Below are 23,076 nucleotides of genomic sequence, written 5' to 3' on the forward strand. Positions count from 1 at the left end.
AGTTTTTTCATTATTTTTCTTAAGGCACCTTAATATTTTTCTTAAGGCACCTTAATTATAACACAAAAATGAAAACTATATGAAAAACATTTAGTTTTTTCATTATTTTTCTTAAGGCACCTTAATTATAACAGAAAATATGATAAAAACTTAAGAAAATTCAGGACTTGATTTAATATTTAGGATACAACAAAATGTTGTATTCTTTTTTTGCAAAAGAATACCAAAGAATAAAATAAAAAACGTTGTAAAAACAACGTTTTAGAAAGATTTACAAAACAATGTAAATTATCAATGGAGCCGGTGGGAGTCGAACCCACGTCCAAACATCTGCTAACATATTTGTCTACAACCATAGGTTATGTATTCGTTTAACAGTCCCTCGACACATAACTCAAGCCTAGAAACCGCGAGTCTATCAATCTCTTATCAAGCCGCTAGACAAGACTTGATCGTATCTCGCTAATAATAAGACCTGTCATTGAACACGAGCAATCCAAATCGGGTCACGCCTGCTGGTTTTTAGGCAGCTAGAGCGTAAGAAGTGTTATTTTTTGCAGTTATATTTAACTGAGCGTTTACGTCGCCACACGAGTCGCAAAATATGCCTCATAATGCCTGTCGAATCCGTAACGACCCCAAAAGACAATAAAACCATTATACCTTATCTAACACAAAAATGCAAAAAGGAAAGCAATTAACTACAAAAGATAGTCTTTCAAAGATTTTGTCAAAACCTGATAACCAGCAACACTAAGGTGCAACCCATCAGTTGTATAATCTTTTTTGAGTTGACCTGCCTGGTCTGTCAAACTATCAAAAACTGGCACAAATTCTACCTGCATATAGGCAGAAGCAAGCTCTTGATAGGCTTGATTCCATTTCTGGATTTTTTCATTCGTGCGGATATAGACTATCTGCTTGTACTCCTCTCCCTCATTGACTGGCAAAATGGAAAGCAATTTAATCTCAGTCAATGGATAATCGCGAGTAATGGATTGTATGATAGCTTCGAGATTATTGAGAGCCTCATTCACAGGCACATCTTTTCCGACATCATTTGTCCCAATCAAAAGGACAATTTTATCTACTGCTCCACCATAAAGATGCGCATCAAGATTTTCTAATAACAGCCCTGTCTGATAGCCACGAATTCCTCGATTGACAATTGTCTTCGAAGTCCCAAATAGTTCCTGCAGAGGATAATATTCGACAATGGAATCCCCAATAAAAAGAATGTCTGGCTCTACAACAGAAACTTGATTTAAGTGACGATACTTGGTTTGGATTTTTTCTTGTTCCTTTAGTAACCAATTTTCTAATAACTGTACTGCCACTTCATTCTCCTTTTTCTAACCAGTTTTCCAAGACTTGATAAACTCCTCCTTGGCTATTGGCTGGCGCTAGAGCAGTAGCCACAGCTTTGGCTTTATCATCAGCATTTTCCATCGCATAGGCAATTCCAGCCATTTCAAGCATTTCAACATCATTTTCACTGTCACCAAAAGCCATAATTTGTTGGGGGTTCAAGTCCCAACGCTTGAGTAATTCTTCCAAGCCCCATGCTTTATGAATCCCAGCTTGAAGGATATCAATGCAACCATAGCCACTCGATACAGCACGAACACAGCCATCAAAGAGGTCATTGATTTCTTCCAAAACCGAACTCAAACGTTCCTCACCAACAACCATACTCATCTTGAGAACACCACCAAAGAGGTCAGATGTTAACTCATCCACAAATTGCATCCGTTGGTAGAATTTTTCAATCATTTCTGGAGTCATAAAACTTTCAAGATCTGTAAAAATCGTACCTTCTTTGACGAAACCACCCTTCATAGACGTTACAACAAACTGATCCTGACACGCTCGACCCTTAAAATGAGCCAAAGCCTTATCGACAATGGCATCATCCCAAGTCTGAGCCTGAATCAGTTCATTGTTTTCAAAAATACGAGCACCGTTTGCAACAACCAGAACCACCCGATCGACCAAGTGCTCCAGTAGTTGCCTCATGCGGTGAATTTCATTCCCAGTCGCAATGACAAAACGAATACCCCTTTGATCCAACTGATCTAAAATCTTTTCCAAACGTGGGAGATCAAGCTGGCCTCTAGCATCCAGCAAGGTCCCATCCATATCTGTTGCAATTACCTTAATCGTCATTTACTTTCCTCTGGATTCAAGCTAGTCCCACTTCAATCCCACATGTTCGTTCATTTCTTTGTAGGCTGTATCAATTCGTTCCTTAGTCGCTTCATCTAACTGGTCACGATGACTACCACCCTCGATAAAATCTTCTAAGATATAAGTTTGGTATAGGAATAGTGGATAACCTTCTGGAGAATAGGTTCCTTTTGGTGTACGGTTTACCCAAGAAGGATGCGCTTTGGCAGTTTCGATTGTCGTCTTACCGGCTTTTTTCTTAACAGTCACATCCATGAGCACGCCACGCTCTGTCCACTTAGCATTCTCTTCATCTTGCATGGTTTCAATTCGTTGATTGGAAATGAAGTTCCCCATTGAATAGATAATGAGTTTCTTGTCCCCATCTTTTTCAACCGTTTCAGATGGTTCAACTACGTGAGGGTGCCCTCCAAAGATAATATCAGCTCCCCAATCGATCATCTTGTGATAAAGAGCCTTTTGTTCTTCAGTTGGTTCCAAGCGATATTCCACACCCATCTGAGGCATGATAATGGTGATATCCGCTTCCTTCTCTGCTCGTTCAATTTCAGCCTTCATCTTGTCTTCATTTAGGTCTGAAAGATAGCGGTTATAGTCTTCTTGAGAAATACTTTGCTCAATTCCATTAAAACCATAAGAATAGGCCAAAAGTGCAACCTTGATGCCGTTCACTTCCTTGATAACCAGTGGAGCTTGATCACGTGACTCATGCGTATACACTCCAATAGGTGTCATTCCTGCCTTCTCAATAGCATCTGCTGTTGAAACCACACCTTCTATTTGTGAATCTAGGATATGGTTATGCGCCAAGTCTAGCACTTGATAACCGGCATCCTTGATGGCATCCATAACTTCACCAGGTGCATTAAATAGAGGATAACCTGCCAAATAGTGGTCCTTGTTCACAGTACCTTCAAAATCACCTATAATTAGGTCTGCTTGTTTGAGCCATGGTTTCACATAATCAAAATTCTCATGAAAATCATAGGTCCCATCTTCTTTTAAAGCCGAACGATAAATAGGAATATGATAAAGGAGGTCCCCATTGGCCATAATTCTAGCAGTTTTTTCCTCTTCCTGATCTTTAGTATTTTGATTGGTCTTATTTGCTTCTTGAGAAATGGCATCCTTTTTTTGACTGGTTAAGGGGATTCCTTGGAAGCTTTCAAACAACAAGACCAAGCCCATTGATAAAGCAACTGCTAGCAAGAGTATCGCCACAAATCCCTTATTGCTCCACTTGCGATAACTCCTAAAAAAGTTTACAAAGCCTCTCACAAAATGAAAAACTGGTCCACGTTTATGTCTATCTTGTCTTCTTTGCATCTTCATTCTCCCTACTTTCTAATGCAAGCCTTTTCTTTTTATTATATCACAGATAAGTATTTCTTTCACAATTGAATTGAACTTCCTATCTATTTTCTATAAATCCTAAAGGCTGTAATACTTTCAATCCTTGTCATTTTGTGATATCATGTAGAGGTAATGAAAGGAGAGAAAATGTCTGCAATAGAACGTATTACAAAAGCTGCTCACTTAATTGATATGAAAGATATTATCCGCGAGGGAAATCCAACTCTACGCGCGGTTGCTGAGGAAGTCACTTTCCCCTTGTCTGACCAGGAAATCATTCTCGGTGAAAAGATGATGCAATTCCTCAAACATTCCCAAGATCCTGTCATGGCTGAAAAGATGGGGCTCCGAGGTGGTGTTGGACTTGCTGCTCCTCAATTAGATATCTCAAAACGTATTATCGCTGTTTTGGTACCAAACATTGTTGAAGAAGGTGAAACTCCGCAGGAAGCCTACGACTTACAAGCCATTATGTACAATCCAAAAATCGTCTCTCACTCTGTTCAAGACGCTGCTCTTGGCGAAGGAGAAGGTTGCCTCTCTGTTGACCGCAATGTGCCTGGCTATGTTGTTCGCCATGCTCGCGTTACTGTTGACTACTTTGACAAGGACGGCGAAAAACACCGTATCAAGCTCAAAGGCTACAACTCCATCGTTGTTCAGCATGAAATTGACCACATCAACGGAATCATGTTTTACGATCGTATCAATGAAAAAGACCCATTTGAAGTTAAAGATGGTCTACTGATTCTTGAATAAATAAAATCCCGTTGCAAGACGGGGTTTTGTGTTATAATAGAGGCATGAAAACAAATGATATTGTCTATGGCGTCCACGCCGTTACCGAAGCCCTCCTTGCAAACACAGGGAACAAACTTTACCTCCAAGAAGATCTCCGAGGTAAGAATGTTGAGAAAGTCAAGGAACTGGCTACAGAAAAGAAGGTATCCATTTCTTGGACCTCAAAAAAATCCCTCACTGAGATGACTGAAGGTGCTGTTCATCAAGGTTTTGTTCTACGAGTGTCTGAATTTGCCTATAGCGAGCTGGATCACATCCTTGCCAAAACACGCCAAGAAGAAAATCCACTGCTATTGATTCTGGATGGTCTAACTGATCCCCATAATCTAGGTTCTATCTTGCGAACAGCCGATGCGACCAACGTTTCAGGTGTCATCATTCCCAAGCACCGTGCTGTCGGAGTTACTCCTGTCGTTGCCAAAACGGCCACAGGTGCTATTGAACACGTTCCAATTGCCCGAGTGACCAACCTCAGTCAAACCTTAGACAAACTCAAGGATGAAGGGTTCTGGACCTTTGGAACGGATATGAATGGTACTCCTTGCCACAAGTGGAATACAAAAGGGAAAATCGCCCTCATCATCGGAAATGAAGGAAAAGGCATCTCTAGCAACATCAAAAAACAAGTTGATGAGATGATTACCATTCCTATGAATGGACATGTTCAAAGTCTCAATGCCAGTGTTGCTGCAGCCATCCTCATGTACGAAGTTTTTCGAAATAGACTATAAAAAAGTTTCCAGTCATCTGATTGGAAACTTTTTATGATTATACTCAATGAAAATCAAAGAGCAAACTAGGAAGCTTGCTGTAGACAGCTCAAAGCACTGCTTTGAGGTTGTAGATAAGACTGACGAAGTCAGCTCAAAACACTGTTTTGAAGTTGTGGATAGAACTGACGAAGTCAGTACCCATACCTACGGTAAAGCGAAGCTAACGTGGTTTGAAGAGATTTTAGAAGTGTATTAACTATGTTCTGTGATAAATTTATAAGCTTCTTGACCAGCGATAGCTCCATCTCCAACTGCTGTTGTCACTTGACGAAGGTCTTTCTGGCGAACATCTCCAACTGCAAAGATACCGTCAACTGCAGTTTTCATGTGGTTATCTGTCACAATCCAACCTGCCTGATCTTGGATATTCAATTCTTTAACAAAATCGCTAAGAGGATCCAATCCAACATAGATAAAGACACCACCGAAGGCTTGTTCTGTCACTTGACCTGTTTTCACATTTTCAAAAACGACAGATTCTACTCTGTTTTCACCCTTGATTTCCTTCACTACAGAATCCCAGATAAAGCTGATTTTCTCATTCGCAAAGGCGCGGTCTTGTAAAACCTTTTGGGCACGAAGTTGGTCACGACGGTGAACAATGGTAACAGTCTTAGCAAAACGAGTCAAGAAGAGGGCTTCTTCGACAGCTGAATCTCCGCCACCAACTACCAACAAATCTTGGTCACGGAAGAAAGCACCATCACACACGGCACAGTAAGAAACACCACGACTGTTCAGTTCTTCTTCTCCAGGTACTCCCAAAGGACGGTGTTTAGAGCCAGTCGCTACGATAACGGTACGAGTTTCATATGTTTGGTCATCAGTCATCACTTTCTTAAAATCACCATGGTCTTCGACATTTTCAACATAACCATAAATGTGCTCAACACCAAGATTTTCAAGCGGTTCAAACATCTTTTCTGCCAATTCAGGTCCACTAATATTAGCGTATCCTGGGTAATTTTCAATATCAGATGTATTATTCATCTGACCACCTGGCAGACCACCTTCAATCAAGGCTACTTTCAGATTGCTTCGAGCAGCATACAAGGCTGCAGTCATACCTGCAGGTCCAGCACCGATAATAATAGTATCGTACATATAGTTTCCTTCTTTCTTGTTGTAACTATCTTTATTCTAACTCTTTCTTGTCAATCACGCAAGGATTATGCCTTGAAAACAAGAATTAAACTCATAACCGCAAAGGATAATACTGGAACAACCAAAACACCAATCATAATCATATCATAGAGATGGGCTTGGCGAGCCTTGGCTGTCTTATCAACTCCCGACATGGCTCTCAGTCCAATCCAAATCCCCAAAAAAATCAGGACGAGGATGGTGGTCAAGATCAAACTCTCGAAATATAAAGAAAATAGTTGCAGTAGCATGATTTCTCTCATTTCTATCTTTTTTAAAGAGTAAACTCAGCTAGTCCAGCTAACTGAGTTTTTCTTTATCTATTATATCAAATATAAGTCCGTTTGTAACTAGCGAAGAATTCTTTTGTTCGCTCTTCTTTAGGATGGTGGATAATCTCATCCGGTGTTCCAGACTCAATGATTTTCCCCTTATCTAGGAAGAGAATCTTATCCGCAACTTGAGCTACAAAGGACATGTCATGACTAACCAAAATCATGGTTTGACCTGACTTAGCAGCATCTGCAATAGACTTTTCTACTTCGCCGACCAATTCTGGATCAAGGGCTGAAGTTGGTTCGTCTAAGAGCAAGACATCTGGTTTCATCGCAAGTGCACGCGCTAGGGCAACCCGTTGCTTCTGTCCACCTGATAAATGGCGAGGATAATGGTTTTCACGGTCTGAAAGCCCAACCTTAGCCAACTCTTCCTTGGCAATCTTGGTTGCTTCTTGGTCGGATAATTTCTTGACAACAACCAAGCCTTCTTTCACATTATCAAGTGCTGTTCGGCGTTCAAACAAATTAAACTGTTGGAAAACCATAGACAACTTACGGCGTAGGGCAAGGATTTCTTCTTGAGTGATTTTAGAAAAATCAACTGAGAAATCATCAATCTGAATAGAGCCACTGTCAGGTGTTTCAAGATAATTGAGACTACGAAGGAAGGTTGATTTTCCAGCTCCTGAAGAACCAATCAAGGCTACAACTTCCCCTTTTTGAATATCCAAGTTCAGATGATCCAAGACAGTCTGTCCTGAAAAGGATTTGCTTAAATTCGAAATCTTAATCATTAACGAAGGTCTCCTTTCACATCTGTTTGCACTGTATCGGGTGCAGAAATAGCCATTTTTCTCTCGATGAAACGACCAAGGCTTTCAATTCCGATATTGACTACCCAATAAACAAGGGCAACGGAGATAAAGCGTTCAAAGTAGCGGTAATCAGCTCCACCCAGAATCTGAGCTTGGGCAAATACTTCCACAACACCCGCACTAAAGGCTAGGGAAGTTCCTTTGGTCAAGCCGATGAGGGAATTGATTAAGGTTGGAGTTGCCACAACGGCTGCATTTGGAATAATTACGCGACGATAAACTTGTGCTCGGGTCATACCCAGACTGCGTGCCGCCTCAATCTCACCAGGATTGACTGAGAGAATGGCTGCACGAATGGTTTCACTCGCATAAGCTGCTTCATTGAAAGCAAAGGCGACAATCGCAAAAGCAGCGGCTGGAATCGCATTGATATTGAAACCAGTTCCCCATTGCTGATTGAGAGCTTTCAAAGCCAAAGGAATTCCGTAGTAGGTCAACATGAGTTGCACCAAAATCGGTGTCCCTTTTAAGAAACTAACAAAGAAGGCCTGCAAGGGATATAAAATTTTGACACGATTGATTTTCACAATGGCAAAAAGAAGTGCCAAAACCAAGCCAAAAAGAGCACCACCAATTGTCAACATAATCGTTGTTGGAAGTTGTTGGACAATTCTCGGAATTCCATCAAAGACCGAACGCAAGCTAAAAAGCTTGCCATCCGGAATCAATTGCATCAAGTTTTGGTACCAATCTGATGCTAAAATCGTTGTAACATTCATAAAAACATCCTCTCCTGATAATGATTCATTCTACCATACTTCTGCCGTCAATGAAATTATTTGCTACGGTCAGATACAGACTTTGTCTACCTACTAGTTTATCATACTTTGAAACAGGGAGGTTATATATTTTATCTATCAAAGAGATAGATAAAAACTATTTCAATCCCAATTCTTCATAAGGTTTTCGATAACCGATTTGCTTAACAGTTCCATTTTCTACTAAAATGGGCCGTTTTAACAACATACCGTCGCTTGCTAGCAACTCAGCTGCTTCTTGGTTTGACAGACTTCCTACCTTATCTTTCAGTCCTAATTCACGGTATTTGATTCCACTGGTGTTGAAAAATTGCTTCAACTCGAAACCTGAGGTCTCTAGCCAGTTTAAAATGACTTCTTGACCAGGTGTTTCTTCGACGATATGAACGGCTTTATAGTCCACACCGAGTTGGTTTAATTCTTGTTTTGCTTTTTTACAAGTTGAACATTTTGGGTATTCGATAAATTCTAACATGTGTTTCACTTTCTATTGTTTATATCTTTAAAATCTGCGTCTTCATGCTCCAAGAGCCAAGCTTTCTTTTCCACTCCTGCAGCATAACCTGTCAGACGCTTGCATGCTCCCAGCACACGATGACAAGGTACTAGGATAGACCAAGGATTGCGTCCTACCGCTCCGCCAATTGCTTGAGCAGAAGCCACTTGCAGATCTTGGGCTATTTGTCCATAGGTCACTGTCTGACCATAAGGAATTCTCTGTAAATAGGACCAAACTCGCTTTTCAAAATCCGTTCCGATTGGAGCCAAGGGCAAGTTGGATAAATCCTGAGACTTACCTTTAAAGTAAGCATCTAAGCAAGTAATAACTGGGTCTAAAATGGGATGACTAACAACTGCTTCTATCGTCTCATCTCCTAGTCCCCTCTCAAAATGCTTCTGCTCCTGCACCCAAATGCCATACAGATATTGCTCGTCAGCAACCAAAGACAAGGTTCCTATTGGCGAAAAGTAGAGCATTTTTACGTACTTCTTTTGCATTATTTCTTCAATTTTTGATAGGCCAAGCGTTCGCCATCAACTGGAACCTTACCAACCTGTTTAAAACCGAGTTTTTCAAAGATATGCTGCATGGCCTCGTTTGCAACATGCGTATCTGAGCGAAAATCTAGGTAATCAAATCCTTCAATCAAGCCTTCTAAAAAGGTTTGAGCAACTCCCTGTCCCTGGACATCTGCTGCCACAGCAATACGGTGAAAGACCAGGTACTCTGACTCTCCAGCTTGCCAGTTGCCTTCATAAATGGCTTCATAGGTTGCCTCTGGACTCTTGGTCACGGCTGCATAAGCTAGTAATTCTCCCTCTTCCAAGGCTACGTAGGCTTGACCTGAGATAATATCCTCAGTAATAATATCAGCATTTGGATAACCATTTTGCCACTGGTCACTACCAACATCTGCTAAACATTTTTTAGCATCTTCCATCACCTGCATGATGGCATCTACTTCATTTGGAAAAGCTAAACGAATCTCCATCTTTTCTCCTCATTTCTGACTAGTTTCTCCCATCATAGCATAATTTAAGTCTTTCTACAAGCAGTTAAAACTTGACTTTCTATTTCTATTATTTTATAATCTAGTTATTAAAACTAGATAAAAAGGAGTTGAAAATGAAAACTACCTTTTCCTACCCAAAATGGGCAGAAATCCAAAATATTGACCTCTATCTGGACCAGGTTTTACTCTATGTCAATCAGGTCTGCGCCCCTATCTCTCCTGATAAAGACAAGGGCCTAACAGCATCTATGGTCAATAATTATGTGAAACATGGTTACCTGACAAAGCCTGACAAGAAAAAATACCAACGCCAACAGATTGCCCGTCTGATTGCTATCACAACCCTCAAGTCAGTATTCTCTATTCAAGAAATAGCACAGACACTTAATACTCTACAAAGTCAAGCAAGTTCAGACCAACTCTACGATGCTTTTGTAAACTACATGAACCAAGGAATGGACCCAGCTAACCCCATCATCCAAACCAGCTGCCAAACTGTTAAACTCTATCATCAAACTCTAGACTTAATCCATCATACTCAAGAGGAGGTAATCCAATGAACACTAGTCTTAAACTCAGCAAACAACTCAGTTTTGGAGAGGAAATTGCTAATAGCGTGACCCATGCTGTGGGGGCCGTTATCATGCTCATCTTACTCCCTATTTCATCCACCTATAGTTATGAAGCACACGGTTTTTTATCATCTATCGGCGTTTCCATTTTCGTTATTAGTCTCTTTCTCATGTTTCTATCATCCACCATTTATCACTCTATGGCCTATGGTTCGACCCACAAATATGTCTTGCGAATCATTGACCATTCTATGATTTATGTTGCTATTGCAGGCTCATACACGCCCGTCGTCTTGACCTTAATGAATAACTGGTTTGGCTATCTGATTATTGCCATCCAATGGGGAACGACCATCTTTGGTATTCTCTATAAAATCTTTGCTAAAAAAGTCAATGAGAAATTTAGCCTTGCTCTTTACCTGATTATGGGCTGGTTGGTTTTAGCTATCATTCCTGCCATTATCAGTCAAACAACGCCCATTTTCTGGAGTCTCATGGTAACTGGCGGACTCTGTTATACAGTTGGGGCTGGATTTTACGCCAAGAAAAAACCTTATTTCCACATGATTTGGCACCTCTTTATCCTAGCTGCATCTGCCCTCCAATACATCGCCATTGTTTATTACATGTAAAAAAGTTGAGAAATTCAGTCTCAACTTTTTTGTTATGTGACTGTTAGTCCGTCTCGCTCCGTTAGGTGCGAGACAAAAAAACCACCCGCTATGCGGGTGCGCGTCGAAGGTTATACCCAAAAAACTCCAAACGCGATACAATAAAGGTGTTCAAGCCAATTGTAAAGCGAAAGGAGAAAAATATGGCACAAAAGGCACATAGTTTATCACACACAAAGTGGATGTGTAAATATCACATTGTGTTCACCCCTAAGTATAGACGAAAAGTCATTTATAATCAATATCGAAGTAGTTTAGGAGAAATATTTCATCGCTTGTGTAGTTATAAAGGAGTTGAAATTATCGAGGGTCACTTAATGCCAGACCATGTACATATGTTAGTCAGTATTCCACCAAGGATAAGTGTTTCAAGTTTCATGGGGTATTTAAAAGGTAAAAGTGCACTCATGATGTTTGACAAACACGCCAATCTCAAGTATAAGTTTGGGAATCGGCATTTTTGGGCGGAAGGTTATTATGTGAGTACGGTTGGACTCAATGAAGCCACAATTAAGAAATATATTCAAGAACAGGAAAAGCATGATATAGCACTAGATAAATTAAGTGTAAAAGAATATGAGGATCCCTTTAGGGATAGTGGTAAGTAATACTAAAGCCTCTTTGAGAGGCAAGTGACGAGTCAAGAGCAATGAGGCTTGAACAACGTGAAAGCCAGCGTCTTTAGGCGCTGGCTGGTAATTTGGGCTTATAGCCCTGGTTCAAACCACCCGTTAGACGGGTGGTCATGATTTGCACATATTGATAAAATACTGGTGCAAGCGCACATCATCAGTCAATTCTGGATGAAAAGAAGTTACCAACATATTTTTTTCTTGGGCTGCAACGATTTGATTATCAACTGTTGCTAGAATTTCTACATCTTCTCCAACACTACTGATAATTGGACCACGAATAAAGGTCATTGGAATCTGACCGACTCCCTTACATTCTGCTTCCGTGTAGAAACTTCCTAGTTGGCGCCCATAGGCATTGCGCTCGACTACCATATCCATAGTTCCTAGATGACTCTCGTCCTGAGAAGTAATTTCCTTAGCCAGCAAAATTAAACCCGCACAGGTCCCAAACACCGGTAAGCCAGATAGAATTGCTTCTCGAATGGGAATCAGCATGTCCTGCTCACGTAAGAGCTTGCCCATGGTTGTAGATTCCCCACCAGGTAGTATCAAACCCGCCAAGTCACTCTGATTTTGCTGAAAATCCTCTAAATTTCTGATTTCGACACCAGTGACTCCTAATTTATCTAACACTTTTGCATGCTCTGCAAAGGCGCCTTGCAAGGCTAGTATTCCGATTTTCATCTATTTTCCTCGCTCAGCCATGAGAATTTGAATTTCATTCTCATTGATACCAACCATGGCTTCCCCTAGGTCTTCAGAGATTTGTGCTAGAATTTGAGGATTTTGGTAGTTGGTTACCGCTTTGACAATGGCACTTGCTCGTTTAACAGGATCTCCTGACTTGAAAATACCTGAACCGACAAAGACACCCTCTGCCCCCAGTTGCATCATCAGCGCAGCATCTGCTGGTGTTGCAACACCTCCAGCTGCGAAGTTTACAACTGGCAATTTTCCGTGTTCATGGACGTATTGGACCAATTCTACAGGGACTTGCAAGTCCTTGGCAGCCACATAAAGTTCATCTTCGCGTAGATTTTGAATACGGCGTATTTCCTGATTCATCATGCGCATATGACGAACGGCTTGAACGATGTCTCCTGTACCCGGTTCTCCTTTTGTCCGAATCATGGAAGCTCCTTCAGCGATACGACGCAAGGCTTCACCCAAGTCCTTAGCTCCACAGACAAAAGGAACTTGGAATTCTTTCTTGTCCACATGAAAACGGTCGTCTGCTGGAGACAGCACTTCACTCTCATCGATATAGTCAATCTCAATAGCCTCTAAAATCTGAGCTTCAACAAAATGCCCAATTCTAACCTTGGCCATCACTGGAATGCTGACCGCTTCTTGGATTTCCTTAATCATCTTTGGATCACTCATACGGGAAACCCCACCAGCTGCACGAATATCAGCTGGAATTCGCTCCAAGGCCATAACAGCTGCCGCACCAGCAGCCTCTGCGATACGAGCCTGTTCAGGGTTCTGAACGTCCATGATAACCCCACCTTTGAGCATCTGTGCCAAGTTTTTATTTAGTTCATAACGATTTTCAGTCATTTCTTAATCCTCATCATTTGTATTGGTAGCTACCATTTCATTTTAAGTTAGATTAAAATGAAGTACAAGATAAAAAAAACGTAATTGTGTGGGTACAGATTGGCTAAAAAAACTATCTGACCTTAGCTTAAGGCCAGATAGTTCATCAAATTTTATTTTTCAGCTGTAAGGGCAGCCATTGTGATGTAGTTGTATGGTTTGTTGAAGTGTGGCAAGAAGAATAGGTCTGTCAATGCCAATTTATCAATTGTCACATGCTCTTGGATAGCAAGTGAGAACATGTGGATTCCCATGCTGATTGCAGAATCGTGTGAAACCATTTGTGCACCAAGAATTTCACGGCTATCTTTGTCAAAGACAATCTTGATGGCAACTTCATGGTTGTCATGCTTCATAAATTCTGGTTTTTGAAGATCGTTAAAGCCTGTTTCAGTTGCATTGTAACCAGCAGCTTTCGCTTTTTCAAGAGTCAAACCAGTTGAAACCATGTGAAGACCGTAGATTGAGATACCGTTTGATCCTTGAACACCGATTCCTTCCAATTCATGTCCACATGCGTTATATGCACCAACGATACCAGTACGAACAGCGTTTGAAGCAAGCGCGATGTAGCTAGTGTCTTTACGAGCGTTGTCATAAACAGTCGCACAGTCACCTACTGCGTAAACGCCTGGGATAGATGTTTCTTGTTTTTTGTCTACAAGGAAGGCACCGTTACGGAATAGTTCAATTTTTCCATCAGCAAGGGCTGTGTTTGGACGGAAACCAACTGCAAGGATAACCATATCCACATCAAAAGTTTCTTTATCAGTAATCAAGCGTTCAACTTTACCGTCACCCTCGATTGCTTTAACAGTTTGACCAAGCGCCAAGCGGATGTTGTGGTCTTCCAAGTTCTTCGCCATCATTTGTGTGAAATCTTTGTCATAGTAACCGTTCAAAACAGTATCAACGATATCAACAAGGACAACTTCTTTTCCAAGACGTTCAAAGGCTTCAGCAAGTTCAACACCGATATAACCACCACCAACAACGGCGATTCGGTCAAGGTGTTGACTCTTATCAGACAATTTGTGAATCACTTCTTCAGCGTTTTGGTACAATTTAACGAATTGTACATTTTCAAGAGTTGCTTTAAATTCGCGGTTTCCTTTAACAATTTCAACACCTTCGATTGGTGGCAAGATTGGTGTAGAACCTGTAGCGAAAATCAATTTATCGTATGATTCTTTGTGCTCTTTCCCTTCAACTTCTGCTGTAACTACTTTGTTATCATAGTCGATTGAAAGAACTGGTGAATTCATGTATACCTTAGCACCTTTAGCTTCCAATTTTTCTTTATCAGAATAGAACAAGCCTTCAGCACCGTCAATTTGTTCACCAATCCAAAGAGCCATTCCACATCCTAGGAAAGAGATGTTAGAGTTCTGGTCAAATACAACGATTTCGTTCTCATTTCCAAAATTATCCAACATAGTATTAATACATGCTGTACCAGCGTGGTTAGCACCAACTACAACGATTTTACTCATAGAAAAATTCCTACCTTCAATTTTAAATTTACCTTTCTAGTATAACATTTACTGTTAGCGTTTACAAGAGTTTAGCTAATTTTCCCGTTTTTTTTGTAAAAAAATGTAAATAATCTGTATTTTATCAGTCTTTCTTACAATTACTCTTTATTTTCTGAGCATATTTCTTGACAAGTTTACAAATTTTATTTGTGAAAACGCTGACTTTATGGTATGCTAGTATCATGAAAAGAAAATGTAAGGGGTTAAATTTAATATAAATTTACTATATTTCAGTCTTCTTTTCATAAAAGAAAGGAGTTGGTAGCTTGCCTCTTAGTTCACATTCCGAACGGCTAATGGGGACTACTATCACTATTTCATTAGTAGATGAGCGAGCCGATAGCTTGATCCAGAAATCCTTTGATTTACTCAGAGAGCTCGAATACCGCTTCAATGCCAATAGCCAAGAATCTGAGTTGATGGAAATCAATCATCAAGCTGGAATAGCCCCCGTCAAGGTTCATCCAGACCTGTTCGAACTGATTTCACTTGGATTAGAGCATAGCCTCGCGCCATCTAGCCATCTCAATATCAGCATTGGTCCCTTGATTCAAACCTGGCGTATCGGTTTTTCAGATGCCAAAGTTGCCCAGCCTCAAGAAATCGAATCAATTCTCCCTTTAATCAATCCTCATTATATCGAGTTAGATTCTTCTACTTCTACTGTGTTTCTAAAACAGAAAGGAATGAAGATAGACCTAGGTTGTTTAGCCAAGGGTTATAGTGCGGATAAAGTTGCTCAATTTCTGAGAAAAGAGGGAGTGACATCTGCCTTGATCAATCTGGGAGGGAATATCCTGACTATTGGAAAAAATCAGGCAAGAGGGGATCAGCCTTGGCGAATTGGGATTCAAGACCCAGCCAATCCGAGGGGAAATCACTTAATGACCATCCCTGTTGTCAATAAATCTGTCGTGACTTCAGGCATTTATGAACGTCACCTGACTGTCGATGGAAAAGATTACCATCATATTTTTGACAGCCAAACAGGATATCCTGTTGAAACGGAACTAGCTAGTCTCACCATCATCTCTGATAAATCAGTTGATGGTGAAATCTGGACAACTCGTCTATTTGGAGAAAGACCTGCTTCTATCCTCTGGCAAGTCGAAAGTTTGGAGGGCATCGAAGCTATCCTCATTGATAAAGAAGGTCACCTAAGCTGTTCTTCAGGAATTCCTACTCTATAGAAATAGATATTTCAATGGAGTTCTAAAATCGTATTATGTAAAAAGAGAAAGGAAATCTCATGTTAAAACTTATTGCTATTGTTGGAACAAATTCAAAACGTTCTACAAACCGCCAATTGCTTCAATACATGCAAAAACACTTTGCTGAAAAAGCTGAAATTGAACTTGTTGAAATTAAAGACATTCCTGTCTTCAATAAACCAGCTGACAAGCAAGTACCTGCTGAAATCTTGGAAATTGCTGCTAAAATTGAAGAGGCAGATGGTGTTATTATCGGTACTCCTGAATACGACCACTCTATCCCAGCTGTTTTGATGAGCGCTCTTGCTTGGTTGTCTTATGGTATTTACCCACTTTTGAACAAACCAATCATGATTACAGGTGCTTCATATGGTACGCTTGGTTCATCACGTGCCCAATTACAACTTCGCCAAATCTTGAATGCCCCAGAAATCAAAGCAAGTGTCCTTCCAGATGAATTCTTGCTTTCACATTCTCTTCAAGCCTTCAATCCAAGTGGAGATCTAGTGGATCTTGATGTTATCAAAAAATTAGATGCCACTTTTGACGACTTCCGTATCTTTGTAAAAATTACAGAAAAATTGCGCAACGCACAAGCCCTACTTCGCAAAGATGCTGAAGACTTTGACTGGGAAAATTTGTAAGATAGGAGACCAAAAAGAATGAAATTTGTTGGACTTGTAGGATCAAACTACGATCAATCATATAACCGTAAACTCTTGGAATTCATCCGTCGTCACTTCAAACTCAAATTTGAATTAGAAGTTCTCGAAATTGATGAAGTTCCAATGTTTAACCAAGACGAAAAATGGGACGAAAGCTTCCAATTGCGTCTCTTGTATAACCGAATTACGCGTGCTGATGGTGTCATCATTGCTACTCCTGAGCACAACCACACAATCTCAGCTTCTCTTAAATCAGTTCTTGAATGGCTTTCATACGAGGTTCATCCATTTGAAAACAAACCAGTCATGATTGTGGGAGCTTCTTACTACGACCAAGGTACTTCTCGTGCCCAAGTTCACCTTCGTAAGATTCTTGACGCTCCAGGTGTCAATGCCTACACGCTTCCAGGAAATGAATTCCTTCTTGGTAAAGCCAAAGAAGCTTTTGATAACAATGGAAATATCATCAACGAAGGAACTGTTAAATTCCTTGAAACTTGCTTAGATAACTTTGTTAAATACGTAGGAGTCGTTTCGAAATTGAAAAAACCAAAACCAATCGAACCAGAAGACTTGGATTGTGGAAAACCAATTGCTACAACCATTACAGAAGTTGACCCTGACGATCCAGAATGGGTAGAAAAAGTTGCAGCAATCACTGGTGCTGTTTCTGGTGATACCTATGTCAAATTAGACCACGGTATCCTGACAGTTAACCAAATCGATATGTTCTTGAAAGCTATGCCATTTGAATTGACATATGCTGATGACAACAACCAATTCCTCTACTACAATAACGCTCACCAAGATCCAGACACCATGTTTGCTAAACGTGTACCACCTCAATCAGGTAGCCGTATGTCAACTGTGCATGGTTCTCTTCCACCAGCACGTATGAAGAATGTAGAGTGGGTTATCGGAACACTTCGCAACGGAAACCAAGAATACGTACGTACAATCGTTCCAGGATCTCCTGCAGGTGTTATCAACACTCACAACTACCAAGCAATGTACTATCCTGATGGATCATACGCTGGTATCAATGAAATCGTCTTTAACTTCCAACCATGGCTTGACTGGTACCTAAAAGAAACGGGTCAACGTTTGGTAGGTGGTAGCGGACCATTTGCTCCTGCTGCTGGAGGACATGGAGATGCTGATGCTACTTCTGGCGCTTCTGATTCAGGTGACGCTGGAGGCCACGGTGGTGGCGCAGACGCTACTTCTGGTGCAAGTAACTAAGAAATCAAAAAGGAGCCACTTGGCTCCTTTTTAATTGCAACAGAAAAGAGGCTTGTAAATCATCTACAAACCCCTTTCGTTTTATGAGTTAGGATCATCTAAACTACGGCCGTGTAAACCTTTTTCACGTTGTACTTGGCGTAGTTTTTCTGGTGTAACGTCATTGCCTTCTTCGTCCACAATTTTGATTCCTTCAATGTGGTGGCGAACAGAACGACGATAGCCTTCGATGTACTCCTCACGAAGTTTAGCTTGTTCCACTTTTTCAGCAGAAGTTAAGCCTTCTGTTTTTTTCTTTTTGGCAAGCTCGTTGATACGAGCGATTTTTTTCGGGTCCATTTCTTCTCCTTTGTGATAAGATACAGTTCGTTTGACTGAGTTTATTTAGTATTGATTTGGTTGAAACGTGCAAGTTTAGCTGCTTTCTTGGTTAATTGCGACAAGATAGCCAAACGATTTTGTCGAACAGTCTGATCTTCAGCCATTACCATGGTATTCTCAAAGAATGCATCAATAACTGGACTAAGTGCAAAGAGTTGTTCTAATTGCTGGCTTGCAGTTCCTGATAAAACTAATGATTCTACTGCCTCCGCCAAAGCTTTCTCTTCTTCATTCTCAAAGAGAGCAGGATCAACCGTGTCAGAACCTTCTGCCTTCTCAGCCAAGTTGAAGGCACGGGAGAGGGATTCAACAGACGATTTAAAATCTTCTTTCTTGCTTGCTTCGACAAGAGCACTTGCTGCTTCTAGCATATCTGCCACAACAAAGTTCGAACTTGCAAGGACTGCTTCCTTGATGTCTTTCGGAGTTGACCCCATCATCTTATCAACACGAGCCTTGATAAAGTCCATAACCTCTGCTTTATTTTCATAAGTCAAGCTGTCAAATTTCAAACTGTAAAGGCTATCGATCAACTCATCCATAGCAATGTGCCAACCAAAAGCATCCAAGATACGGACTACACCTTGAGTCGCACGACGAAGGGCATAAGGGTCATTAGAACCTGATGGAATCAAGCCTACTGAGAAGAAACTCAAAATCGTATCCAATTTGTCTGCAATGGCTAGAATGGCTCCAACCTTGCTCTCTGGAAGTTCGCCTTCAGCAGCTGTCGGCATGTAGTGTTCACGAATAGCGGCCGCAACTGCTGGAGTTTCTCCAGCAAGAAGAGCATATTTCTCACCCATAATTCCTTGGAGTTCATCAAACTCGCCAACCATACCTGTCAACAAGTCAAACTTGTAAATGGCTGCTGCACGCGCTAGGTCAAGAGTTTCATCCACTGACAAACCAGCTTTTTCTGCCAAGAGAATGGCAATCTGCCCCGTACGAATCATGTGTTCACGAAGGGAACCAATCTTTTCGTGGAAGGTGACATTGTTTAATTTTTCGACTAGGTCTGAGATAAGCAATTTTTGGTCTTCACGCCAGAAGAATTCTCCGTCTTCCAAGCGGGCAACCAAGACTTTTTCATTTCCCTTGATGACATTTTCCAAATGCTCTGCGTTTCCGTTACGGACTGAAATGAAGTTTGGCAAGAGTTTACCATCTTGATCACGAACAACGAAGTAACGTTGGTGTTCCTTCATCGAAGTCACCAAGACCTCTTCTGGCACTTCAAGGTATTTGGCGTCAAAACTTCCCATAAAGGCAGTTGGGTATTCAACCAAGTTCAAGACTTCGTTGAGCAAATCGGCATCAATTTCGATGCCTACACCATGTTTTGCCTCGATTTCTTTGATTTGGTCAACAATCATTTGCTCACGTTCACGTGGATCCGCGATTACAAACTGTTCACGAAGAGCTTCTTCATAGCTCACTGCTGACTGAATCTTGGTTTCTTGTCCCAAGAAACGATGGCCACGGCTTACACGACCGCCCTTGATATCAAGAAAATTCAAATCAAATTCTTCTTCATCTAAAAGAACAGTTAAAGTGTGTACGGGGCGGATGTATTCAAAGGTGTTGTTAGCCCAGTGCATGCTGACTGGGAAAGTCAAGGACTTCAAGACATCTACAACACCAGGAACAATGGCTTCAACTGGTTTACCCACTTCTTCCTTGGTAACATAGACGTATTCTTCACCCTTGATTTCACGGAATTCAATATCTTCAACCGTCAAGCCTTTCCCACGGACAAATCCTTGAGCTGCTTTGGTGAAGTTTCCATCACCATCCAAGGCAATTTTCTTTGCTGGCCCCTTGAAATCTTCTGTCAAATCAGACTGTTTGTCTGCAAGCCCAGTCACACGAACAGCCAAACGACGTGGTGTTGAGAAGGTTTGAATGGCTTCAAAGGACAGGCGGTTTTCCTTGAGGAAGGCCGCCATTTTTTCACCTAGTTGTTTTTCACTTGGTGTGACAACATAGGCTGGTAATTCTTCAAGACCGAGTTCTACTAATAAGTTTTTTGTCATGTTTTTTCTCCGAAAAATATCTTTTTATTTTCCAGTTTGCCTTATGTGATTGGCACGCAAGCAACCAACTTCGTTGTTTCATTGCTAAAATTGGAGTCGAAAGTCTCCAATTTTGCCTAGTATCCTTAGCTTCACTAAGGATACCTTCATCACTGCGGCAACTGGAACAGGGCTCACTCCGTTCGCCCAATTTCGTAATTTGTCACTCTCTTTATTCTGCGTCTTCTGCTAGGAGTTTAGCTCGTGTTGCTTCATCCAAAAGTGGGTAACCTAGGCGTTTGCGTTCTGCGACAAAAGTTTTAGCTACAACACGGGCCAAGTTACGGATACGAGCGATATAGCCTGCGCGCTCTGTTACAGATACGGCACCACGCGCATCAAGCAGGTTAAAGGTATGTGAACATTTGAGAACATAGTCATAGGCAGGGTGTACCAATCCTTCTTCCAAGGCACGACCAGCTTCTTTTTCAAACTTATCAAAGTTTTCCAGCAACATTTCTTGGTCAGAAATTTCAAACGAATATTTTGAGTGCTCATACTCAGGCTGAATAAAGATTTCTCCGTATTTTACACCATCAGCCCACTCTATATCATAGACAGAGTCTACTTCTTGAATATAAGAAGCCAAGCGCTCCAAACCATAGGTAACTTCCGCAGTCACAGGGCCAGTTGCCAATCCACCGACTTGTTGGAAATAAGTGAACTGAGTAATTTCCATCCCATCAAGCCAAACTTCCCAACCAAGACCAGCTGAACCAGTTGATGGGTTTTCCCAGTTGTCCTCAACGAAACGAATATCGTGTTCCAAAGGATTGATTCCCAATTTTTCCAAAGACTCAAGGTAAAGTTCTTGGATGTTTGATGGAGATGGCTTCATGACCACCTGGAATTGGTGGTGTTGGTAAAGACGGTTAGGATTTTCTCCGTAACGACCGTCAGCAGGACGACGTGATGGCTCTACGTAAGCCGCATTCCATGGCTCAGGTCCGATAGCACGAAGGAAAGTGTAAGGACTCATGGTTCCCGCACCTTTCTCATTGTCATAAGCCTGCATAAGCATACAACCTTGGTCATTCCAAAATTGTTGCAAAGTCAAAATAATTTCTTGAAATGTTAATTTCTTAGACATTGAATACTCCTTAATAAAAAATGATTTCTTGCGACACGAGTCTGCCTCGTCGATTATACGAGGCAAGACGAGTTAGTACTGCGTCAAGCTCAACACCATAGTGCTGAGCGTGGGGCAGTCCGACTGTAAGGAGGTTTCTACCACTGACGCAGTGGAAAGTCAATTTTTTAGACATTGTTTTCTCCTTTAATTTATATTATCTTCTTAGATTTATTTATCAAGCAACCAAGAAAAGGCTGGGTCCTGAAAAATATGACGTTTAGGAACAGTTTGTAAATTCTGATCGCATTCATCTATTGTACCTAATTTCAAAGCACAGACTTCTGGTATATTTTCTTGAACAGTGAAAATTTGACTATGACAGTTCTGGCAGTAATAACGCTGTTTTCCTGGAGAAGAACTATAGGAAACAAGCTTTTCTCTTCCATACAATACTAGCTTTTCACTGCTAACTTTAGCATTAACTGTATAGGCAGACGCAGTTGCTTTCCGACAAAATGAGCAATGACAAAAAACTAATTCCGATAATTCCTCATCTAGAGTGTAGGTCACTGCTTTACATAAACAAGATCCTTTAAGCATTATGCTCCTTTCTACTTAGGCATTAGACGAATTCAAAAAGAACCGAATTTCAACACCCAAGCCTTGCGACTAGGGGCGTCAGAAACGCGGTTCCACCCTAATTTATTACTTCATTGTTTTTGAAAATACTACAGAAAGCGCCAGCACTTTATTTTGCCCTACTTGGCTCCCACTATCCCAAGCTCGCTTGAAGAACGCCATAAGACTTTCTTTCCTGCAGACTATTATATCAAAAATTGGAACAATGTACAATTCTTTTTATGATTTTCTAGAAATCCATATCATCAACTCGTGGAGCACCCGACTGAACAGCTATTGTTTTTAAGGTTTCCCTTTCTTCATGACTCAATTCAATTCCAAAACAATCAAGATTAGCCTGAATCCGCGATGCTGTAACAGATTTCGGAAGTGGTAAAAATCCTTCTGCCAAGCTCCAGGTCAAGGCTATCTGAGCAACAGACTTTCCGTGATTTGCTGCGATTTCTTGTACTTGCTTGCTATCAAACAGTTCTCCCTGACCAAAAGGTCCCCAAGCTTCCAATAAAATTCCTTTTTCTCGACAGTAATCTACGACTTCCTCTTGATACACACCTGGAGCCAAACGAACTTGATTGACCGCTGGAACGATAGTTGCTGTTTCAAGCAAGGCATCCAAATGATGGGGAAGGAAATTACTAACTCCAATAGCACGGATTTTGCCTTCTTGATAGAGGTCTTCCATAGCTCTCCAAACTTCTGAATTTCGGATTTTCCAGTGGTTATTTTCTCTGAGCGGTTTTGGATTTGGCCAATGAATCAAATACAAATCCAAATATTCCAAGCCCAGCTTCTCTAAAGACTCTTCAAAAGCCTGACGAGTTTGCTCATAGTTGTGATTTGTATTCCAGAGTTTGCTGGTTACAAAAATTTCCTCACGCGGAACGCCACTATCTTGAATGGCACGACCAACGCTTTCTTCATTTTTATAAATCGCTGCCGTATCGATATGGCGATAACCTACCTTTAAAGCCTCTAAAACTGCTTTGTAGGCAATCTCTCCATTTTCAGCTTTCCAGGTTCCAAATCCCAGTACTGGAATTGTAACACCATTGTTTAAAGTATAAGATTTCATTATTTTTCCTTTCTATGAGAAGAAA

The 23,076-nt window shown here is 41.0% G+C and carries 26 protein-coding genes and 1 other RNA gene; 8 read left to right on the forward strand and 19 right to left on the reverse strand.

What is annotated here, in order from left to right:
* Positions 1–292: 292 nt before the first annotated feature.
* The 4 genes from ssrA to HMPREF2764_RS09690 form a co-directional block, all read right to left on the reverse strand.
* Positions 293–640, reverse strand: a transfer-messenger RNA (tmRNA) gene (gene ssrA / locus HMPREF2764_RS05815).
* A 61-nt stretch (positions 641–701) separates the two neighbouring features.
* Positions 702–1,337: an SGNH/GDSL hydrolase family protein gene (locus HMPREF2764_RS05820; protein ID WP_070527936.1), complete on the reverse strand. Its 636-nt coding sequence runs from the start codon at positions 1,335–1,337 to the stop codon at positions 702–704.
* 1 nt (position 1,338) lies between these two features.
* Positions 1,339–2,166 (reverse strand): HAD family hydrolase, encoded by an 828-nt coding sequence (locus tag HMPREF2764_RS05825; protein WP_070527940.1) that lies wholly within the window; start codon positions 2,164–2,166, stop codon positions 1,339–1,341.
* A 21-nt stretch (positions 2,167–2,187) separates the two neighbouring features.
* On the reverse strand, positions 2,188–3,513 hold the full coding sequence (locus HMPREF2764_RS09690; RefSeq protein WP_080977776.1) for a CapA family protein: 1,326 nt from the start codon (positions 3,511–3,513) through the stop codon (positions 2,188–2,190).
* Positions 3,514–3,687: 174 nt separating this feature from the next.
* Here HMPREF2764_RS09690 and def point away from each other — a divergent pair, with 174 nt between their 5' ends.
* Positions 3,688–4,299 (forward strand): peptide deformylase, encoded by a 612-nt coding sequence (gene def / locus HMPREF2764_RS05840; protein ID WP_001272937.1) that lies wholly within the window; start codon positions 3,688–3,690, stop codon positions 4,297–4,299.
* A 44-nt stretch (positions 4,300–4,343) separates the two neighbouring features.
* Entirely contained in the window at positions 4,344–5,072 is a 729-nt protein-coding gene (gene rlmB / locus HMPREF2764_RS05845; protein WP_024057830.1) for a 23S rRNA (guanosine(2251)-2'-O)-methyltransferase RlmB, read from the forward strand.
* Between the two features lie 234 nt (positions 5,073–5,306).
* Here the strand turns inward: rlmB and trxB are convergent, their stop codons facing one another.
* From trxB to HMPREF2764_RS05885, 7 genes are all read right to left on the reverse strand, one after another.
* Positions 5,307–6,218, reverse strand: coding sequence for a thioredoxin-disulfide reductase (gene trxB / locus HMPREF2764_RS05855; protein WP_000272299.1), 912 nt, complete (start codon positions 6,216–6,218; stop codon positions 5,307–5,309).
* Between the two features lie 65 nt (positions 6,219–6,283).
* Positions 6,284–6,508: a DUF4059 family protein gene (locus HMPREF2764_RS05860; protein WP_000926599.1), complete on the reverse strand. Its 225-nt coding sequence runs from the start codon at positions 6,506–6,508 to the stop codon at positions 6,284–6,286.
* 77 nt (positions 6,509–6,585) lie between these two features.
* A complete protein-coding gene (locus HMPREF2764_RS05865; RefSeq protein WP_000590982.1) occupies positions 6,586–7,329 on the reverse strand; it encodes an amino acid ABC transporter ATP-binding protein in 744 nt (247 codons plus the stop codon).
* On the reverse strand, positions 7,329–8,129 hold the full coding sequence (locus HMPREF2764_RS05870; RefSeq protein ID WP_020901891.1) for an amino acid ABC transporter permease: 801 nt from the start codon (positions 8,127–8,129) through the stop codon (positions 7,329–7,331). Before HMPREF2764_RS05870 ends, HMPREF2764_RS05865 begins: the two co-directional genes overlap by 1 nt.
* A gap of 157 nt (positions 8,130–8,286) precedes the next feature.
* Entirely contained in the window at positions 8,287–8,643 is a 357-nt protein-coding gene (locus HMPREF2764_RS05875; protein ID WP_020901892.1) for an arsenate reductase family protein, read from the reverse strand.
* Positions 8,644–8,648: 5 nt separating this feature from the next.
* Positions 8,649–9,167, reverse strand: coding sequence for a methylated-DNA--[protein]-cysteine S-methyltransferase (locus HMPREF2764_RS05880; protein ID WP_020901893.1), 519 nt, complete (start codon positions 9,165–9,167; stop codon positions 8,649–8,651).
* Positions 9,167–9,661, reverse strand: a complete 495-nt coding sequence (locus HMPREF2764_RS05885) for a GNAT family N-acetyltransferase (protein ID WP_070527943.1) — start codon at positions 9,659–9,661, stop codon at positions 9,167–9,169. The genes HMPREF2764_RS05880 and HMPREF2764_RS05885 overlap by 1 nt, the downstream gene beginning before the upstream one ends.
* A gap of 134 nt (positions 9,662–9,795) precedes the next feature.
* On the opposite strand from HMPREF2764_RS05885, the gene HMPREF2764_RS05890 reads away from it, so the two are divergent.
* The 3 genes from HMPREF2764_RS05890 to tnpA all read left to right on the forward strand — a co-directional run bounded on the left by HMPREF2764_RS05890 (position 9,796) and on the right by tnpA (position 11,533).
* Positions 9,796–10,242 (forward strand): DUF1836 domain-containing protein, encoded by a 447-nt coding sequence (locus HMPREF2764_RS05890; protein WP_070527946.1) that lies wholly within the window; start codon positions 9,796–9,798, stop codon positions 10,240–10,242.
* Positions 10,239–10,886 carry a PAQR family membrane homeostasis protein TrhA gene (locus HMPREF2764_RS05895; protein ID WP_001097996.1) on the forward strand — a complete coding sequence of 216 codons (648 nt, stop codon included), beginning with the start codon at positions 10,239–10,241 and terminating at the stop codon, positions 10,884–10,886. The genes HMPREF2764_RS05890 and HMPREF2764_RS05895 overlap by 4 nt, the downstream gene beginning before the upstream one ends.
* 182 nt (positions 10,887–11,068) lie before the next feature.
* Positions 11,069–11,533 carry an IS200/IS605 family transposase gene (gene tnpA, locus HMPREF2764_RS05900; RefSeq protein WP_000057440.1) on the forward strand — a complete coding sequence of 155 codons (465 nt, stop codon included), beginning with the start codon at positions 11,069–11,071 and terminating at the stop codon, positions 11,531–11,533.
* Between the two features lie 135 nt (positions 11,534–11,668).
* Here the strand turns inward: tnpA and pdxT are convergent, their stop codons facing one another.
* The 3 genes from pdxT to nox all read right to left on the reverse strand — a co-directional run bounded on the left by pdxT (position 11,669) and on the right by nox (position 14,652).
* Positions 11,669–12,244, reverse strand: coding sequence for a pyridoxal 5'-phosphate synthase glutaminase subunit PdxT (pdxT, locus tag HMPREF2764_RS05905; RefSeq protein WP_070527949.1), 576 nt, complete (start codon positions 12,242–12,244; stop codon positions 11,669–11,671).
* Entirely contained in the window at positions 12,245–13,120 is an 876-nt protein-coding gene (gene pdxS / locus HMPREF2764_RS05910) for a pyridoxal 5'-phosphate synthase lyase subunit PdxS (protein WP_000138520.1), read from the reverse strand.
* Positions 13,121–13,272: 152 nt separating this feature from the next.
* Positions 13,273–14,652 carry a H2O-forming NADH oxidase gene (gene nox, locus HMPREF2764_RS05915; protein WP_023948278.1) on the reverse strand — a complete coding sequence of 460 codons (1,380 nt, stop codon included), beginning with the start codon at positions 14,650–14,652 and terminating at the stop codon, positions 13,273–13,275.
* A 308-nt stretch (positions 14,653–14,960) separates the two neighbouring features.
* Between nox and HMPREF2764_RS05920 the strand changes: the two genes are divergently transcribed.
* From HMPREF2764_RS05920 to HMPREF2764_RS05930, 3 genes are read left to right on the forward strand one after another with little or no spacing between them, the layout of a single operon-like run.
* Complete coding sequence (locus tag HMPREF2764_RS05920; protein ID WP_070527952.1) at positions 14,961–15,884, forward strand: FAD:protein FMN transferase; 924 nt, start codon at positions 14,961–14,963, stop codon at positions 15,882–15,884.
* Between the two features lie 59 nt (positions 15,885–15,943).
* Positions 15,944–16,549, forward strand: coding sequence for an NADPH-dependent FMN reductase (locus HMPREF2764_RS05925; RefSeq protein WP_000915951.1), 606 nt, complete (start codon positions 15,944–15,946; stop codon positions 16,547–16,549).
* An 18-nt stretch (positions 16,550–16,567) separates the two neighbouring features.
* Complete coding sequence (locus HMPREF2764_RS05930; RefSeq protein ID WP_070527955.1) at positions 16,568–17,812, forward strand: NAD(P)H-dependent oxidoreductase; 1,245 nt, start codon at positions 16,568–16,570, stop codon at positions 17,810–17,812.
* A gap of 81 nt (positions 17,813–17,893) precedes the next feature.
* On the opposite strand, the gene HMPREF2764_RS05935 is transcribed toward HMPREF2764_RS05930, so the two are convergent.
* The 5 genes from HMPREF2764_RS05935 to HMPREF2764_RS05955 form a co-directional block, all read right to left on the reverse strand.
* Positions 17,894–18,151, reverse strand: a complete 258-nt coding sequence (locus HMPREF2764_RS05935; RefSeq protein ID WP_000371291.1) for a DUF896 family protein — start codon at positions 18,149–18,151, stop codon at positions 17,894–17,896.
* A gap of 41 nt (positions 18,152–18,192) precedes the next feature.
* Entirely contained in the window at positions 18,193–20,229 is a 2,037-nt protein-coding gene (gene glyS / locus HMPREF2764_RS05940) for a glycine--tRNA ligase subunit beta (protein ID WP_070527958.1), read from the reverse strand.
* Between the two features lie 211 nt (positions 20,230–20,440).
* Entirely contained in the window at positions 20,441–21,358 is a 918-nt protein-coding gene (gene glyQ / locus HMPREF2764_RS05945; RefSeq protein ID WP_000038733.1) for a glycine--tRNA ligase subunit alpha, read from the reverse strand.
* Between the two features lie 210 nt (positions 21,359–21,568).
* Positions 21,569–21,940, reverse strand: coding sequence for a GFA family protein (locus HMPREF2764_RS05950; RefSeq protein WP_070527961.1), 372 nt, complete (start codon positions 21,938–21,940; stop codon positions 21,569–21,571).
* A 268-nt stretch (positions 21,941–22,208) separates the two neighbouring features.
* Complete coding sequence (locus HMPREF2764_RS05955) at positions 22,209–23,051, reverse strand: aldo/keto reductase (RefSeq protein ID WP_070527965.1); 843 nt, start codon at positions 23,049–23,051, stop codon at positions 22,209–22,211.
* Between the last annotated feature and the right edge of the window lie 25 nt (positions 23,052–23,076).

Origin of the sequence: Streptococcus sp. HMSC073F11 (assembly GCF_001810785.1) — a bacterium.
GTDB lineage: Bacteria > Bacillota > Bacilli > Lactobacillales > Streptococcaceae > Streptococcus.

Bases quoted from the DNA above. Each gene is read 5' to 3' on its own strand.
- HMPREF2764_RS05935 (WP_000371291.1), bottom strand. From the start codon at position 18,151: ATGGACCCGAAAAAAATCGCTCGTATCAACGAGCTTGCCAAAAAGAAA.
- glyS (WP_070527958.1), bottom strand. From the start codon at position 20,229: ATGACAAAAAACTTATTAGTAGAACTCGGTCTTGAAGAATTACCAGCC.
- HMPREF2764_RS05930 (WP_070527955.1), top strand. From the start codon at position 16,568: ATGAAATTTGTTGGACTTGTAGGATCAAACTACGATCAATCATATAAC.
- glyQ (WP_000038733.1), bottom strand. From the start codon at position 21,358: ATGTCTAAGAAATTAACATTTCAAGAAATTATTTTGACTTTGCAACAA.
- pdxT (WP_070527949.1), bottom strand. From the start codon at position 12,244: ATGAAAATCGGAATACTAGCCTTGCAAGGCGCCTTTGCAGAGCATGCA.
- HMPREF2764_RS05865 (WP_000590982.1), bottom strand. From the start codon at position 7,329: ATGATTAAGATTTCGAATTTAAGCAAATCCTTTTCAGGACAGACTGTC.
- HMPREF2764_RS05860 (WP_000926599.1), bottom strand. From the start codon at position 6,508: ATGCTACTGCAACTATTTTCTTTATATTTCGAGAGTTTGATCTTGACC.
- HMPREF2764_RS05870 (WP_020901891.1), bottom strand. From the start codon at position 8,129: ATGAATGTTACAACGATTTTAGCATCAGATTGGTACCAAAACTTGATG.
- HMPREF2764_RS09690 (WP_080977776.1), bottom strand. From the start codon at position 3,513: ATGCAAAGAAGACAAGATAGACATAAACGTGGACCAGTTTTTCATTTT.
- HMPREF2764_RS05885 (WP_070527943.1), bottom strand. From the start codon at position 9,661: ATGGAGATTCGTTTAGCTTTTCCAAATGAAGTAGATGCCATCATGCAG.
- HMPREF2764_RS05825 (WP_070527940.1), bottom strand. From the start codon at position 2,166: ATGACGATTAAGGTAATTGCAACAGATATGGATGGGACCTTGCTGGAT.
- HMPREF2764_RS05955 (WP_070527965.1), bottom strand. From the start codon at position 23,051: ATGAAATCTTATACTTTAAACAATGGTGTTACAATTCCAGTACTGGGA.
- HMPREF2764_RS05880 (WP_020901893.1), bottom strand. From the start codon at position 9,167: ATGCAAAAGAAGTACGTAAAAATGCTCTACTTTTCGCCAATAGGAACC.
- pdxS (WP_000138520.1), bottom strand. From the start codon at position 13,120: ATGACTGAAAATCGTTATGAACTAAATAAAAACTTGGCACAGATGCTC.
- HMPREF2764_RS05890 (WP_070527946.1), top strand. From the start codon at position 9,796: ATGAAAACTACCTTTTCCTACCCAAAATGGGCAGAAATCCAAAATATT.
- nox (WP_023948278.1), bottom strand. From the start codon at position 14,652: ATGAGTAAAATCGTTGTAGTTGGTGCTAACCACGCTGGTACAGCATGT.
- HMPREF2764_RS05895 (WP_001097996.1), top strand. From the start codon at position 10,239: ATGAACACTAGTCTTAAACTCAGCAAACAACTCAGTTTTGGAGAGGAA.
- tnpA (WP_000057440.1), top strand. From the start codon at position 11,069: ATGGCACAAAAGGCACATAGTTTATCACACACAAAGTGGATGTGTAAA.
- def (WP_001272937.1), top strand. From the start codon at position 3,688: ATGTCTGCAATAGAACGTATTACAAAAGCTGCTCACTTAATTGATATG.
- HMPREF2764_RS05925 (WP_000915951.1), top strand. From the start codon at position 15,944: ATGTTAAAACTTATTGCTATTGTTGGAACAAATTCAAAACGTTCTACA.
- trxB (WP_000272299.1), bottom strand. From the start codon at position 6,218: ATGTACGATACTATTATTATCGGTGCTGGACCTGCAGGTATGACTGCA.
- HMPREF2764_RS05950 (WP_070527961.1), bottom strand. From the start codon at position 21,940: ATGCTTAAAGGATCTTGTTTATGTAAAGCAGTGACCTACACTCTAGAT.
- rlmB (WP_024057830.1), top strand. From the start codon at position 4,344: ATGAAAACAAATGATATTGTCTATGGCGTCCACGCCGTTACCGAAGCC.
- HMPREF2764_RS05875 (WP_020901892.1), bottom strand. From the start codon at position 8,643: ATGTTAGAATTTATCGAATACCCAAAATGTTCAACTTGTAAAAAAGCA.